Annotated in this window: 12 protein-coding genes; 7 read left to right on the top strand and 5 right to left on the bottom strand. The window is 57.8% G+C overall.

Annotation, left to right across the window (positions count from 1 at the left end; all coding sequences use genetic code 11):
- Nucleotides 1–52: 52 nt before the first annotated feature.
- Entirely contained in the window at nt 53–1,870 is a 1,818-nt protein-coding gene (locus ABJZ52_RS17990) for an ATP-binding cassette domain-containing protein (RefSeq protein WP_348192386.1), read from the bottom strand.
- 211 nt (nt 1,871–2,081) lie between these two features.
- Here ABJZ52_RS17990 and ABJZ52_RS17985 point away from each other — a divergent pair, with 211 nt between their 5' ends.
- From ABJZ52_RS17985 to ABJZ52_RS17965, 5 genes are all read left to right on the top strand, one after another.
- The gene (locus ABJZ52_RS17985; RefSeq protein ID WP_348192384.1) at nt 2,082–2,558 is read left to right on the top strand and encodes a BA14K family protein; all 477 of its coding nucleotides are present in this window, start codon (nt 2,082–2,084) and stop codon (nt 2,556–2,558) included.
- Between the two features lie 210 nt (nt 2,559–2,768).
- A complete protein-coding gene (locus tag ABJZ52_RS17980) occupies nt 2,769–4,355 on the top strand; it encodes a peptide ABC transporter substrate-binding protein (protein ID WP_348192382.1) in 1,587 nt (528 codons plus the stop codon).
- Nucleotides 4,356–4,470: 115 nt separating this feature from the next.
- Complete coding sequence (gene oppB, locus ABJZ52_RS17975) at nt 4,471–5,394, top strand: oligopeptide ABC transporter permease OppB (protein ID WP_348192380.1); 924 nt, start codon at nt 4,471–4,473, stop codon at nt 5,392–5,394.
- Nucleotides 5,395–5,405: 11 nt separating this feature from the next.
- Nucleotides 5,406–6,533 carry an ABC transporter permease subunit gene (locus ABJZ52_RS17970; RefSeq protein ID WP_348192378.1) on the top strand — a complete coding sequence of 376 codons (1,128 nt, stop codon included), beginning with the start codon at nt 5,406–5,408 and terminating at the stop codon, nt 6,531–6,533.
- A gap of 10 nt (nt 6,534–6,543) precedes the next feature.
- Nucleotides 6,544–8,166 (top strand): ABC transporter ATP-binding protein, encoded by a 1,623-nt coding sequence (locus ABJZ52_RS17965; RefSeq protein WP_348192376.1) that lies wholly within the window; start codon nt 6,544–6,546, stop codon nt 8,164–8,166.
- Between the two features lie 41 nt (nt 8,167–8,207).
- On the opposite strand, the gene ABJZ52_RS17960 is transcribed toward ABJZ52_RS17965, so the two are convergent.
- Entirely contained in the window at nt 8,208–8,954 is a 747-nt protein-coding gene (locus tag ABJZ52_RS17960) for a GntR family transcriptional regulator (RefSeq protein WP_348192374.1), read from the bottom strand.
- Between the two features lie 470 nt (nt 8,955–9,424).
- On the bottom strand, nt 9,425–10,498 hold the full coding sequence (locus tag ABJZ52_RS17955; RefSeq protein WP_348192372.1) for a dipeptidase: 1,074 nt from the start codon (nt 10,496–10,498) through the stop codon (nt 9,425–9,427).
- A gap of 216 nt (nt 10,499–10,714) precedes the next feature.
- Between ABJZ52_RS17955 and ABJZ52_RS17950 the strand changes: the two genes are divergently transcribed.
- Complete coding sequence (locus ABJZ52_RS17950) at nt 10,715–11,470, top strand: L,D-transpeptidase (protein WP_348192370.1); 756 nt, start codon at nt 10,715–10,717, stop codon at nt 11,468–11,470.
- A gap of 118 nt (nt 11,471–11,588) precedes the next feature.
- Here ABJZ52_RS17950 and ABJZ52_RS17945 read toward each other — a convergent pair whose 3' ends face one another.
- Nucleotides 11,589–12,239 carry a hemolysin III family protein gene (locus ABJZ52_RS17945; RefSeq protein ID WP_348192368.1) on the bottom strand — a complete coding sequence of 217 codons (651 nt, stop codon included), beginning with the start codon at nt 12,237–12,239 and terminating at the stop codon, nt 11,589–11,591.
- A gap of 189 nt (nt 12,240–12,428) precedes the next feature.
- Here ABJZ52_RS17945 and ABJZ52_RS17940 point away from each other — a divergent pair, with 189 nt between their 5' ends.
- Nucleotides 12,429–14,072 (top strand): AIPR family protein, encoded by a 1,644-nt coding sequence (locus tag ABJZ52_RS17940; RefSeq protein WP_348192365.1) that lies wholly within the window; start codon nt 12,429–12,431, stop codon nt 14,070–14,072.
- 169 nt (nt 14,073–14,241) lie between these two features.
- Here ABJZ52_RS17940 and ABJZ52_RS17935 read toward each other — a convergent pair whose 3' ends face one another.
- A complete protein-coding gene (locus ABJZ52_RS17935) occupies nt 14,242–14,802 on the bottom strand; it encodes a MarR family winged helix-turn-helix transcriptional regulator (protein WP_348192362.1) in 561 nt (186 codons plus the stop codon).
- Nucleotides 14,803–14,840: the final 38 nt, after the last annotated feature.

Below are 14,840 nucleotides of genomic sequence, written 5' to 3'. Positions count from 1 at the left end.
GGTGAAGGAGAACGTGAGGACTGCGCAAGAGTTCCCGGAAGGAAGGGGCCGCTCACCCCTCGTTCAGCATCTCCAGCTCGAGCCACTGTTCTTCGGCTGCGTCTTTCTCTGTGGCGAGATCAGATATTTGCGCGGAGATCTTGGCAAACTTATCCGGATTTTTCGCGTAAAGCTGCGGGTCGTTCATGTCCAGCTGAAGCTGCTCAAGTTTTGCTTCAAGTTTTGCGATCGTGTCTGGCAGGGTCTTCAAAAGGTGCTGCTGCGTGAAAGAGAGCTTTGACTTCGCAGCAGGCTTGGCCGCTGGCTTTTCGCCCGGCAGTCCGTCCTTCTGTTTCAACGCCGCCTGCTTGGCAGCCTTCTCGGTCTTGCGGGCGGTCACGCCTTCACCGCGCTGTGCCAGCATGTCGGAATAGCCACCGGCATACTCGCGCCAAAGGCCGTCGCCTTCAGAGATGATGGTCGAGGTCGCAACCCGGTCGAGGAAGTCACGATCATGCGAGACGATCAGGGCTGTGCCTGGATAATCAGCCAGGAGTTCCTGCAGGAGGTCGAGGGTCTCAAGGTCGAGATCGTTGGTCGGCTCATCGAGCACCATCAGGTTGGACCGGTTGGCCAGAGCCCTGGCCAGCATCACTCGGGCGCGCTCGCCCCCCGAAAGCACGCCGACCGGTGTCCTTGCCTGTTCCGGGGAGAACAGGAAATCCTTCATGTAGCCGATGACGTGCTTGGTTTCGTCGCCGATCACCACCGTGTCGCCGCGCCCGCCGGTCAGGACGGAGGACAGCGTGTCATTGGGGTCAAGGTTCTCGCGCTTCTGGTCGAGGGTCACCATCTCAAGGTTCGTGCCCAGCTTGATGGTACCGGTATCGGGCGCAAGCTCTCCGGTCAGCATCTTGAGCAGCGTCGTCTTGCCGGCGCCGTTTGCCCCCACCAGACCGATGCGATCGCCGCGCTGGATACGGGTCGAGAAGTCGGTGACGATGGATCGATCGCCATAAGTCTTGGCAACATGCTTGGCCTCGATCACCAGCTTGCCGGAGACCTCGGCTTCGGTGGCCGCCAGCTTGGCTGTGCCTTGCGGCCCGCGGTGCTCACGCTTCTGCTTGCGCAGGTCCGCCAGTTCGCGCACCCGGCGCATGTTGCGCTTGCGCCGGGCCGTGACCCCATAGGTCATCCAGTGCTCTTCACGCTTGATCTTCTGGGCAAGCTTGTGCTGGTCCTGCTCTTCCTGTTCCAGCACCTCGTCGCGCCAGGCCTCGAACTTGCCGAAGCCCTGATCCATGCGCCGCGCCGTGCCCCTGTCGATCCAGACCGTTGCCCGTGACAGGTTTTCCAGAAAACGCCTGTCGTGCGAAATGATGACCATGGCGGACTTCAGGCTTTTCAGCTCGCTTTCAAGCCACTCGATCGCGGGAAGGTCCAGATGGTTCGTCGGTTCGTCGAGCAGAAGAATATCGGGTTCCGGCGCGAGGGTGCGGGCCAGGGCTGCCCGGCGTGCCTCGCCGCCCGAAAGGTTCGACGGTTTTTCCTTGCCGGTCAGCCCGAGAACGTCGAGGAGGTATTGGGCCCGGTAAGGGTCATCGCCTGCGGTCAGGCCCTCGTTCACATAGTCAAGGGTCGTTGCATAGGCGCTGAGGTCCGGCTCCTGCGGCAGGTAGCGGATTGTGCGGCCCGGCTGAAAGAAGCGTTCGCCACTGTCGGCTTCAACAATGCCGGCTGCGATCTTCAGCAGTGTCGACTTGCCCGACCCGTTGCGGCCCACGAGACAGATGCGTTCGCCCTCGGACACCGACAGCTCGGCGCCGGTCAAAAGCGGTGTGCCGCCGAAGGTCAGGTGAATGTCGCGCAGGATCAGAAGCGGTGGGGCCATTATGGATCTTTGACTGTCTTGTGATGTGCCGTCCGGGCGGGGCCGGGTGCGGGCAGGGTATGAGTTTGCGACAGGAAAACGATCCGCTCGCCAGTTGCAAGCCTTTTTGATCGTAAGTGATCCAGATTTTGGCACGATTTTCAGTTAAGATGGCAATCTGCGCTCGAGGAAGCGGCAGCGGGGTTCGGGGGCGAACCGCGGGAGTGAGCGAATGACACGGCAGTTAGAGTCAGGGAAAGTCGCACCAAAATTCATGCGCGTGAAGGCTGCTTTTGTGGCGGCGATCGCCAGCGCAGGCCTCATGTTGACGGCCATTCAGACGGCCGATGCCGGTGGTCGACATCACCATCATCGCGGCTATCACGGCGGGTTTTATGTCGGAAATGGCGCTGCAGTCGCGGGCGTGATCGGTCTGGCTGCTGGCGCCATCGTCGGGTCGACGCTGGCCGCCCCGCGCTACTATGGCGGTCCGGTCTATTATGCTCCGCGCCGTTATGCCTATCCCTCCAGGGTCTATGTCGCCCCGCGTCCGCGCTACCGGGCGCCGGTTTACGCGCCGCCGGTGCGCTACGGCGCTGCGCCGTTCACACCTGAGTGGATTGCCTATTGCGCTCGCAAATACAAATCCTTCAATCCGAGAACCGGAACCTATCTGGCCTACAGCGGCAAGGTCCGTATGTGCCGCTAAGGTTGTGTCGCGGTTGAATTGATCGGGTAATATTTCCGATAGCACCCGTATGATCGAAATTATTTTCCGATCTGTAATATTGCAGTGCATTATTTTCGTTATCGACGCTTAAGTTGTGGAAGATTTCCTTACGGAACTGTTGCTAACGCGCAGCGACCATGGAATCGTGCTGCATCGTTTCAGATGTCAAAACAATGAGGGGAGATCGAAATGATGAAGTCCTTGCGCATGTCCGCATTGGCCGCGGTTCTCATGGCCACCACATCCGTCGCTGCCATGGCGGAAGTTGTCTATCACCGTGGCAACGCCGCGGATCCGGAAACGCTTGATCAGCACAAGACCTCAACCGTCTATGAAGCGCATATCCTGCGTGATCTCTATGAGGGTCTCGTTGCCTACGGCGCCGATGGCAAGGTCATTCCCGGGGTCGCCACCGACTGGGCGGTCTCCGACGACGGCACGACCTACACATTCACCCTGCGAGATGATGCCAAGTGGTCCAATGGCGACCCGGTCGTCGCTGGCGATTTCGTCTATTCCCTGAAGCGGATCATGTCGCCTGAAACCGGCGCGAAATACGCGACGGTGCTCTATCCGATCCTCAATGCGGAGGCGATCAACAAGGGCGAGAAGCCGGTTGATGAACTCGGCGTCAAGGCGATCGACGACAAGACGCTGGAGATCAAGCTGGCCTCCGCGACGCCCTATTTCATTGACCTTCTGGGTCATCAGACCGGACTGCCGGTGCATCCTGCCACAGTCGAGAAATTCGGCACGGATTTCGTCAAGCCAGGCAATATCGTCACCAACGGCGCCTTTACGCTGACCGAGTTCATTCCGAACGCCCACGTCAAGGCGGAAAAGAACGCGAACTTCCACAGTGCCGCGGATGTGGCTATCGACACGGTCTATTACTATCCGACCGAGGATCGCGGCGCTGCGCTGCGTCGTTTCCAGGCCGGTGAGCTTCACACCAACAATGATGCGCCGACCGAACAGGTCGACTTCATGCGCAAGGAGCTTGGCGATCAGTTCCGCGTCGCGCCTTATCTGGGAACCTACTATTACGCCCTGAACCATGAGGATGAGGCGCTGTCCAATCCGGACGTGCGTCAGGCACTCTCCATGGCGATTGATCGGGAGTTCCTGGCCGATGAGATCTGGGGCTCGACCATGGTCGCCGGCTATTCCTTCGTGCCGCCGGGCATCGGCAACTACGGCGAACCGGCTTTCGCCGACTACAAGGACATGTCCATCATCGATCGTGAAGACAAGGCGATCGAACTGCTGACCAAGGCCGGTTACGGCCCGGACAACCCGATCACGCTGACCATCAACTACAACACGTCCGAAAACCACAAGAACACGGCCGTTGCCATCGCCGATATGTGGAAGCCTCTCGGGGTCGAGGTCGAGATGATCAACACCGACACCAAGACCCACTACGCCATGCTGCGCGACCGGGGAGACTTTGACGTCGCCCGTGCCGGCTGGATCGGTGATTATTCGGACCCGCAGAACTTCCTGTTCATGGTGGAAAGCGACAACGACGGCTTCAACTATGCCCGCTACAACAATCCGGAATACGACAAGCTGATGGATGATGCAGCGGCAACTGTCGATCTGGAAAAGCGCGCTGACATGCTCAAGCAGGCCGAAGCGATCTTCATGCGCGACCTGCCGTTCATCCCGCTGATGTACTACGGCTCCATGAACCTGGTTTCGGACAAGGTTGCCGGTTTTGAGGACAATCTCCTCAACATTCATCCGAGCCGCTGGATGAGCATTTCCGAGTAAGGCATGATAGCAAGCCGGCGGGGCGCTCCCGCCGGCTTTTATGCCGGCAGCTTTGAGGCAAGGTGGCGTCAGACCGCCGAAAACAACAAGAACGTAAGGTATCAGGGGCCAGGTCATGCACCGCTATGTGCTGGGACGACTGTTGGGGGCGATCCCGACCCTCTTTCTCATTGTCACGATTTCATTTTTCCTCATCCGCATAGCTCCCGGAGGCCCCTTCGATCTGGAGCGGCCGCTTGAAGCCAAGGTGATGGAAAATCTCAATCGGATCTATCATCTGGATCAGCCGCTCTGGAACCAGTATCTGCTCTACCTGAAGAGCATTGCCGCGCTCGATTTTGGCCCGAGTTTTTATTTTCGCGACTTCACGATCAATGAGCTTTTCGCCCAGAGCCTGCCGATCTCCATTCAGTTGGGACTGACTGCTCTGTGCGTTGCGCTTGTTGTCGGCGGCGTGCTTGGGATCATCGCAGCTCTGCGTCAGAACCAGGCCACTGACTACACCGTCATGACCGCAGCAACCTTGGGCGTGACCATTCCCAATTTCGTCATTGCCCCGATCTTGACGCTCACCCTGGGCGTCTGGCTCGGCTGGCTTCCGGTCGGCGGCTGGAACGGCGGCGCATTCCTCAATGTGATCCTGCCGGTGGTCACATTGGCTCTGCCTCAGGTGGCGGTGGTCGCGCGCCTGACCCGGGGGTCGATGATCGAGGCCTTGAGGTCAAATCATGTGCGCACGGCAAGGGCCTATGGCCTGACCAACTACATGGTCATCGTCGTCCACGCCCTGCGCGGCGCGGTCCTGCCTGTGGTGTCTTATCTGGGTCCTGCAGCCGCGGCCCTTCTGACCGGCTCCGTCGTGGTCGAAACCATCTTCGGCATTCCCGGCATTGGACGCTATTTCGTCCAGGGGGCGCTCAACCGTGACTACACCCTCGTCATGGGTACTGTCGTTGTCGTCGCCTGTTTCGTCATCCTGTTCAACCTCATCGTGGATCTGCTCTATGCGCTGCTCGATCCGCGTGTGCGCTACGATTGAGGAGAGCCGGCATGACCACACCTTTGCTAGAGACCGGCAAGACCCCGGCCCAGGGACGCTCGCTTTGGGATGACGCCCGCGACCGCCTGCTTGCCAACCGGGCCGCTGTCGCCAGCATGATTGTCCTTTCGGCCATCACCCTGATTTCGATCCTTGGCCCGATGCTGTCGCCTCATTCCTTCGACAAGGTCTATCGCGGCTACGTCAAGGTCCCGGCCAGCCTGTCGGCCTATCCCAAGCCTGACGAGATCGAACCGGCGTTTCGGGCCCTCCTGAAGCGCGCAAGGGTCACCATCGTCGACTATGCCCGTGAAGGCGATGAGGTTGTCGTGGACATCGCCTCCAAACGCGAGATTGATCCGCGAACCGTCCGCTACGTCGACCGCAGCGACATGTTTGAAAATGCCGTGCTCGAAGGCTTTTCGACGGACAAGAAGTCAGCCGTGCTCAGAGCAGATATCAACTTCGTGCATTTCTACTTCGGCACGGATGCAAACGGCCGGGACATGATGACCCGAACCTTCATTGCCGGGCGCGTCTCCCTGACAATCGGTCTTCTGGCGACAGTGGTGGCCATCACCATCGGCGTCATTTATGGGGCGACGTCCGGCTATCTCGGCGGGCGCATTGACCAGATGATGATGCGGGTTGTCGATGTGCTTTATTCGCTGCCCTTCATCTTCTTCGTCATTATGCTCGTGGTCTTCTTCGGCCGGAATTTCATTCTGATGTTCATCGCAGTCGGCGCGGTGGAATGGCTGGATATGGCGCGTATCGTGCGCGGCCAGACGCTGACCATCAAGCGTCAGGAGTATGTTCAGGCAGCGGAAGCCATGGGCGTCAGCGATGGCGGTATCCTGAAACGGCATATTATTCCCAACACGCTCGGACCGGTCGTTGTTTACATGACGCTGCTGGTGCCAAAGGTCATTCTTCTGGAAAGTTTCCTGTCCTTCCTCGGCCTTGGCGTGCAAGAGCCGATGACCAGCTGGGGCGTCCTGATTTCCGAGGGCGCGCGGAACCTTCAAGGCGCGCCCTGGATGTTGATCTTCCCGTCGATCTTCCTGACCTCAACGCTGTTTGCGTTGAATTTCATCGGTGATGGTCTGCGCGATGCGCTGGATCCCAAGGACAGGTGAGGGGAAGACGATGACCGAAGCAGACACCAATCCGGTTCTCACGATCAGCGGCCTGACCGTGGATTTCGAAACCCCGACCGGACCAGTTCACGCGGTGCGCGGCGTGGATATCAACGTCAATGCTGGCGAGACAGTCGCCATTGTCGGCGAGAGCGGCTCGGGCAAGAGCCAGACCATGATGGCCGCAATGGGGCTGCTCGCCTCAAACGGGCGGACGGCGGGTGAAGTGACCTATCAGGATCGGAACATCCTCGGGATGGCGGTCCGAGAACTCAACCAGGTGCGCGGCAGAAAGATCACCATGATCTTTCAGGAGCCAATGACCTCGCTGGATCCGCTTTACACGATCGGTCGCCAGCTCGCAGAGCCCATGGTGGTTCACGGCGGACTGTCCTGGAAGGCGGCACAGGCGAAGGCGCTCGAGCTGCTGACGCTCGTCAATATTCCCGAGCCGGATCGCAAGATAAAGGCCTACCCTTACGAACTCTCTGGCGGCCAACGTCAGCGTGTGATGATTGCCATGGCGCTGGCCAATGACCCGGATGTGCTGATCGCCGATGAGCCCACGACCGCGCTTGATGTCACCACGCAGGCTCAGATCCTCGAGCTGCTGGCCGATCTGCAACAACGCCTCGGCATGGCGATCATCTTCATCACCCACGACCTGGGCATCGTCCGCAAGATCGCCGACCGCGTTTACGTCATGAAAGACGGTGAAGTTGTCGAGAAAGGCGAAACCGGGCCGATTTTCGAGACGCCAGCCCACGCCTATACCCGTATGCTTTTGGACGCCGAACCGACCGGATCCAAAGCGGTCGTGGGGCCAAAAGCACCCATCCTTCTGGAGGCGCAAAAGGTTCAGGTGGCCTTCGCGCTTGATTCTGGATTTCTGACGCCTTCGCATGTCTTGAAGGCGGTCGATGATGTTTCCTTTTCCCTGCGCCGTGGACAGACACTCGGCATCGTTGGGGAGAGTGGATCGGGTAAATCGACACTTGGCCGCGCTGTCCTCAATCTGTTGCCCTCGTCAGGCCGGGTGGTTTTTGACGGTGAGCTGATTTCTGGCAAGAACCGCGCCTCCATGCGGGCTCTGCGTCGCAATATGCAGCTGGTGTTCCAGGACCCTTTCGGCTCTCTCAGCCCGCGGCTGACCGTTGGCCAAATCATCTCCGAGGGCCTGTTGGTGCATGAGCCGTCCCTCTCTGCCCGCGAGCGGGACGAGAGAGCCTGCCAGGCTTTGGAAGAGGTCGCTCTCGATCCGGTCATGCGCAACCGCTATCCGCATGAGTTTTCTGGCGGGCAGCGCCAGCGCATTGCCATTGCGCGGACCATGGTGCTGAAGCCTGACCTTGTGGTGCTTGATGAGCCGACGTCGGCCCTCGACCGGACCATTCAAAAGCAGATCGTGGACCTGCTTCGCGACCTCCAGGCCGCCCATGGTCTGACCTACCTTTTCATCAGTCATGACCTTGCCGTGGTTCGTGCAATTGCCGACACGGTGATGGTCATGCAGAGAGGCAAGGTGGTCGAAGCCGGACAGACGGAAGACATCTTCGAGGCACCGCAAAGCCCCTACACCAGGGAACTGATCGGAGCAGCGTTGTTGACCCAGAGCCATTTGGCCGGCGGCTAGCGCGCGCCGCCCCGCGTTGCAGGCTGAAACATCAAGGCAGCTCAGCTGATCCCGAGCGGCAGATGAGCCACTGCGTTGTCTCGAAACACAACTTTGTGGACTTCCGGCGCAAGATTCGCCAGGGACAGGCCGATGTGATCGGTCAACACCCGTTGGGCGCTAGCGGCCTCGCGTTGCTCCATCGCATCGACAATCTTGCCGTGAGGGTCTGTCTGAAGTTCGTCCCGGAGAATGTTGCCCTGGTGCCTGGAGACCACAAAGCGGTGCAACTGGACCAGGGTGCGATGCAGGATCGGTTCGAGCATCGGCATATCGGCAATCTTGAAGATGCTCATGTGAAAGGCCCGATCGACCTCGGAGCAGGCAAAGATATCGTCCTCTGACCGGCATGTCAGATAGAGTTCCGCCAGCTCACGCAGCCGCTCGCAATCGTTGCCTGAGGCCCGGGCGACCGCCCTTTCCATGCCGGCATATTCCAGATTAAAGCGGATCCTGGCCAAAACGGCGGCTTCCGCGTCGGTGGTCCGGGTGACATAGGTTCCCTCATAGCCGCGGCGGTCGACAAGGCCGTTTTCCTGCAGCGACAGCAGGGCCTCGCGGACCGTCCCCTGGGAGCAGTCAAACTCCGCGGCAAGGGATTGCTCGGTGATCGGACTGTCGGGCGTCAAAATGCCCAGCAGGATCTGCCGTTTGAGCGATCTGTAGACCACTCTGGATTTACGCGCACCTTTTGGCACTGCGAAAGGATCCGTTCCAACCTCGGCTGCCCGGGCCTCGGATAATGTCATCTGCCTGCTGTCCCCCCAGCAAAGGCACGACACATCTCTGTGCATGTCAGGGCACCAGCTTCCTACCCAAAAGGCAGGTGCCCTGACGTTCTAGCCACGGTTTGAGGCAATGCCTCAACCAGTGGCAACAGCGCTGTCGATGGGGTCGTGCGTGTTCCCTTGCCCTGTCTGCGGCGTATCCGGTTGCGTGCCTTTTCTCTCAAACGGACCATTGCCCAACGGCATGTACCCGACAGTGACCTGTTTCGGCCTTTGAGGTTGGCATCTTCTCCCGGCATTGCCGCAGGTTGTGTTTCGTTCGTGACGCTCGACCGGTTTGTCCCAAAAGGCGATGTATCTGGAAACGCGACTACACTTGAACCGATTAGCATCGTCGCAAAAGTGTAACAAAGGCGGTTCCAAAATCTTCCGAAACTTTCCGAAACCGGCAATGTATAAGATCACAAATGCGCGAGCAGAGGCGTTTTTGATCAATTTTGCGTGCGCTCAAGGACGGAGAGCCAATTTTTATACGCAATTTTTACAATAAGTTCTTCGCCGAACCCAGCCGTGCGAAAGGCTTCGATCAGGGTCGGCAGCTTGGCCGAGTCGGAAACCGCACTGGGCGTCATGCAGCCGTCGAAGTCCGAGCCGAGAGCGACCCCGTCCTCTCCCAGCCTCTCTACCAGATAAGCCACATGCCGGACCATGACCTCCACAGGCGTATCGCGCTTGTAGGCGCCGTCCTCGCGCAGGAAGGCAACATGGAAATTCAGTCCGACTAGCCCCTTGCTCTCGCGGATTGCATCCAGCTGCTTGTCCGTGAGGTTGCGCGCATTCTGGCACAGGGCATGGACATTGGAGTGACTGGCGACCAGCGGTGCGTCGCTGAGACGGGCCACGTCCCAGAAACCCTTCTCATTCAGGTGGGACAGGTCGATCAGGACACGCAGATCATTACAGGCGGAAACCAGTGCCTTGCCCGCATCCGTCAGACCGGGGCCAATGTCGGGGGAGGCAGGGAACTGCATCGGCACCCCATGGGCAAATACGTTGTTCCGGCTCCAGACTGGTCCAAGTGAGCGCAGGCCCGCGCCGTGGAGAACCTCCAGCGCGTCGAAATCCGTGTCGATGGCCTCTGCCCCTTCAATGTGAAGGGAGATTGCAAGAATACCGCGCTCGATACAGTCCCGGATCTCGGGCACGGACCGGCAGACGCGGATCTGACCTTTCGACTGGCGCTCCAGCCGGTAGGCCTCTGATGCCATCTTCATCGTGAAGCCGAGCGCCTCGGGCTGGCCGATCTCGGCATAGTTCTTGGGGTCATTCGGATTGTAGGGCTTGGAGAAATCCTGGTGAATGTTGGAGGGCACAAACATGGCAAACAGCCCACCTGCAAATCCGCCTTCGCGTGCCCGAGGCAGATCCAGATGGCCGGTCTCTGCACGCTGAAAGAAATCGGTCTCGCGGTCGGTACCCCGGGCAACGACGTGTTTCAGCAGCGTGTCGTTATGGCCGTCGAAAATGGGAACAGTGGCAGAGGCAGACGGGGAGGTGACGGTCATGGGATATCCGGCAAGAGAGGAGGGCTCATAAAAGAGCAGGGTAAAAACAGGAGGGACACTCAGGTTGACCCTTTTTGAGCGCGCTGAAAAGCCTTGTTTATCGAAAATGTGACCACGGGGCAGAGCCCTGCGCCACAAAGCACCTTGCCAAGACGCGCCCTTCTGGCCCATGACAGGGGCATTGCTGCATCTTTTTATAAAATTATCGGAGTTTTTATGCCGAGGAAGTTGAACGATCCATCTCCACTGGACTTTCCTGCGGGCGATGCGCCCCGGTCAGGCGATGGGTCTCATGTGTCACGCCGCCTGTTCACGCTGGGTGGCCTGGCGGGTCTCGCTCTGCCGCTGGCCGGCTGCTACACCGTGGGCCTTCCGGGCCAGCCGCCCCTGCCGGACGAAACCTTCGACTATGACGCCGCCTATGCGGCGCTGCCCGATGGCGAGTACACCTGGCCGGCGATCAACTACAAGGCCTTCGACCCCAAGTTTCTCCGCCAGGTGGTGGACTACAAGTCCCGCGAAAAGCCGGGCACGATCATTGTCGATCCCTACAATAATTTCCTCTACTGGACCTTGAGCCCGAAAAAGGCCCTGCGCTACGGCATCGGCGTCGGCCGGGCCGGCTTTGCCTGGTCGGGCGAGGCGCTGATCCGGGTCAAGCGCGAACATCCGATCTGGCGCCCTCCACGGGAAATGATCGCCCGCAAGCCATCTCTGGAGCGCTACTGGAAAGACGGCTATCCCGCAGGCCTCAAGAACCCGCTCGGCGCAAGGGCAATGGATCTGTGGCAGGGGTCGGTGGACACGCTCTATCGCATCCACGGCACGAACCAGCCCAGGAGCATTGGCACGAGTGCCTCCTCCGGCTGCATCCGCATGTGGCAGCAGGATGTGATCGACCTGTTCGAGCGCGTGCCGCTCAGAACAAAGGTCATCGTGCTGAAAAAGGACGAGGACGACAGTGAGGCCTGAGAAGGCACACTTATAGAGCGAACGCGATGGCGCGACCGAACATGGCGGGCGCTGCCTGGACCCTCAAGAACCTGAGGGACATGGGCGGCGCCCGTTTTGTTTGAACGTCATCTGAAAGTCAGCTGCCGGAAACCGGCCCCAGCGCCACGTCGTTCAGCACCGCAGAGAAATGGCAGACGGCGGCGGCCAGAACGAAGGCGTGCCAGATGGCGTTCTGGAACGGCAGCCGCTTCCAGGCGTAAAACGCCGTGCCGACCGTATAGAGCAGGCCGCCGGCGATGATCATCCAGAAGCCGAAATTCGACGCATTGTCCATCAGCGGCTTGAAGGCGAAGACGACGACCCAGCCCAGAGCAAGGCACAGCGGCACGGTGATCCTCTCGACACCTTGAAGCTTGGTCAGTTTCAGGAAGGCGCCGGTCAGCGCGCCGGTCCAGATCACCGCCAGAAGGATGCCGCCGGTCCAGCCGCCGATGATCATGGAGGCCAGTGGCGTATAGGTGCCGGCAATCAGGAGAAAGATCGCCGCATGGTCCAGCTTGCGCAGGATGCCGGTCTTGTTGTCCTTGGCCAGCATGTTGTAGAGCGCCGAGCAGATCAGCATGGCCAGCAGGCAGCCCGCATAGATGAAGACCGACACCTGCCGCCCCAGATCCTGAGTGTTCCACAAGACGGCCACAAGGGTGATCAGGGCCGCAATCCCCAGACAGATCCCGATCACATGAATGGTCCCGTCGGCAATTTTCTCCGGCATGGTCTGAACGCGCAAAGGTCCGATCCCTTCCTTTTACGTCAAGGTGAACCAAGGGTGCCTCAAGCGGCGCCGAACTTCAAGATGGGGTGTGGAGGGAATGGACATAACTCATTCAATTCTGCCGCTACCAACATGTCGATGAAATAGTATAAAAAAGTGCGAAAAGGTTGTCGCGATTTCAGGATCATTCGGAGGAAACTGGTTTTGGCGAACTCATTCGATTGGAACGCACTTGATCAAAAAATTACTGCGACATTGATGGATAATGAAGAGCTGGATCGAACGAAGGCTCTGACCGTGGTTGCCGTCTCAGCTATTATGGAGATCGATATAGATGAAGCTATTGATGCAATAACAGATGGCGGCAACGATAGAGGTGCAGACGCGCTTTTTATCGACGATCGCGACACAAGAAAAGATATTCATATCTTCCAAACAAAATGCGTCGGTGACTTCTCTAAATCCAAAAATCATTTCCCCAGTTCAGAGATCGACAAACTAGCTTCTCTCGTAACCGACTTAACTGGTCACGATTCTGATGCGCTCGGAAGCGTGAACGATCTTTTGAAAGCCAAAATTGCTGACGCACTTGAAATACTGAAGGAGTCAAATGCGACGATCACGGTGCACTTTGTTGGAAATACTGCACCTTTGATCGATACCGAAATGAAGAGGATCCAAACTGCCTTCTCAAGATACAAAGCTATTGAGTTTAGGATGCATGATCTGGACGCACTTTCGGACTTTTTCATTGAAAAGAAAACGCCAGCGTTGGTGCGTGAAATAACGGTAATTGATACGAATTTTTTTGATAGAACCGATCAAAATCTTCGGGGCATAGTTTGTTCTGTCGCTGCTTTGGATATCGTTGACGCTATAAAATCAGACGTTGACCCGGAGCAAGTGGAAACCGGGATTTTCGATCAAAATGTACGTGTCTATTTGAAGCGAAAGAACCGTATCAATCGGCGGATTATCGAGTCTGCTCTCTCTGACGAGAACCATATGTTTTGGTATCAAAACAATGGGATTACCATGACCTGCGATAAAGTTGAGCTTGGCCCGTCGCGACGATCGCCGAAGATAAAACTTACAAACGTGCAGATTGTCAACGGTGGGCAGACTTCAAATTGTCTCTTTGAAGCGGCAAAAGAAGATAGATCGAGAATTGATGATGTCATTCTACTTGTCAGAATAATTGAGACTTCATCGGAAGACGTAAAATTGTCTATAGCCGAAACGACAAATAGCCAGACGCCAATCAATGTTCGAGATCTCCGCTCTAATGACCGGCAACAAAGGCAGCTCGAAGATGCATTTGCTGATCTTGGGTATCATTACGAAAGAAAAGCTGGGCAACACGCCGATAAGCCACTTGCCAAACGGGTGGACGCACTTTCAGCAGGTCAAGCGTATTTAGCCTATGGTATTGGTCTGCCAGAAACCGCCAAGAAGGACCGCGGTCGCGTCTTTGGCGACCTCTATGATACTGTATTCGCCGAGGATCTTACTGCAGTCCGGCTGCTCACTTCTTTTAAATTGGCTCAGCGTCTCAATGACAAGAAGAAAGAAGTACGAAAGAAAATCAGAGAAGGTTTACAGTTGAGGCTTGGTGAAATGTCACTGATCGATGGGGCTTTTCACGCACTGTTTGCAATCCGGCAGATCTGCGGTCGAGATGATGTTGATTTGTGGGACTTCGACTTGGTCGAGAAATGTGTGGAAGAGGCTATTTTAGACGTCTCAAAATTATATCATGATGCTCAAGAAGCGGATGCAAACTTCTCGTCTAATCGCTACTTTAAAGACGCACGAACGAAAGATCTGATTACGAAATTGGTGGGTTGATCTAAATAAGAGGTCTACCAGTCTTAGTTACTATTCGAGTGAAATATTCTCTTATGTGAGCCGAAGTGGTCAGCGAGTTTGGCGCGTAAGATGTATTAGCATCGACGGCTAGCTTGGCTTCAGTGTAGGGCTCACTAGACTTGATGCGCCTCACTTCACGCCCTTTGTCCTACTCGTCGGCGCCGACCCCCGTGGGCTTTGTTCCCGGGGCGCGGCCACCCAGCGCGTCGCGCAGGTTTCGGCTGTTGGTGAAAAGCTGTTCGGCGTGGTCGGCGCCGATTTCTGCGATGATGATCTGGTCGATCTGGTCCCAGACGGCAAACACCCTGGTCAGCAGGTCCTGGCCTTTGGCGGTCAGCGAGAGAATGCTGGTCCGCCGGTCGTCCGGGTCGCTGTGAACCTCGATGAAGCCGTTGTTGATCAGGCGCTTGGTCATCTGGCTCATGCTTGCGGGCGTGACATTGAACTCGTCGGCCAGTTGTCTTTGCGAGGCCTTGCCCATGCGGTTGAGGGCGTGGAGAACACGCGCCTGACCCGCGTGCAGTCCGAGCGGTTTCAGCAACACGCGCAGACGCTCGTCCAGGAGATGTGCGCAATGCGCCAGCAGCAGGAACCCCGGGCCCTTCTTGCCTGTGCGCTGCCAGCCCGGCGCGTCGCGATCCGAAGCCTGCCGATCCGCAACTGGCTGACCCACCTCCAGTCTGTCTGAATCTTGCTCGATTGCATCCATGTGGTTAGGGTCCTAATTAAAGTAACATGAAGCTGTTG

The organism is Roseibium sp. (genome assembly GCF_039982295.1).
Lineage (GTDB): Bacteria > Pseudomonadota > Alphaproteobacteria > Rhizobiales > Stappiaceae > Roseibium.
Note: the sequence above shows the minus strand (reverse complement) of the source record. Positions and strands in the feature narration are given on the sequence as shown.

What these genes read in the sequence shown, in the direction of transcription:
- ABJZ52_RS17970 (WP_348192378.1), top strand. Translation starts at nt 5,406, where the DNA reads ATGACCACACCTTTGCTAGAGACCGGCAAGACCCCGGCCCAGGGACGC.
- ABJZ52_RS17965 (WP_348192376.1), top strand. Translation starts at nt 6,544, where the DNA reads ATGACCGAAGCAGACACCAATCCGGTTCTCACGATCAGCGGCCTGACC.
- ABJZ52_RS17990 (WP_348192386.1), bottom strand. Translation starts at nt 1,870, where the DNA reads ATGGCCCCACCGCTTCTGATCCTGCGCGACATTCACCTGACCTTCGGC.
- ABJZ52_RS17980 (WP_348192382.1), top strand. Translation starts at nt 2,769, where the DNA reads ATGATGAAGTCCTTGCGCATGTCCGCATTGGCCGCGGTTCTCATGGCC.
- ABJZ52_RS17935 (WP_348192362.1), bottom strand. Translation starts at nt 14,802, where the DNA reads ATGGATGCAATCGAGCAAGATTCAGACAGACTGGAGGTGGGTCAGCCA.
- ABJZ52_RS17985 (WP_348192384.1), top strand. Translation starts at nt 2,082, where the DNA reads ATGACACGGCAGTTAGAGTCAGGGAAAGTCGCACCAAAATTCATGCGC.
- ABJZ52_RS17950 (WP_348192370.1), top strand. Translation starts at nt 10,715, where the DNA reads ATGCCGAGGAAGTTGAACGATCCATCTCCACTGGACTTTCCTGCGGGC.
- ABJZ52_RS17960 (WP_348192374.1), bottom strand. Translation starts at nt 8,954, where the DNA reads ATGACATTATCCGAGGCCCGGGCAGCCGAGGTTGGAACGGATCCTTTC.
- ABJZ52_RS17955 (WP_348192372.1), bottom strand. Translation starts at nt 10,498, where the DNA reads ATGACCGTCACCTCCCCGTCTGCCTCTGCCACTGTTCCCATTTTCGAC.
- oppB (WP_348192380.1), top strand. Translation starts at nt 4,471, where the DNA reads ATGCACCGCTATGTGCTGGGACGACTGTTGGGGGCGATCCCGACCCTC.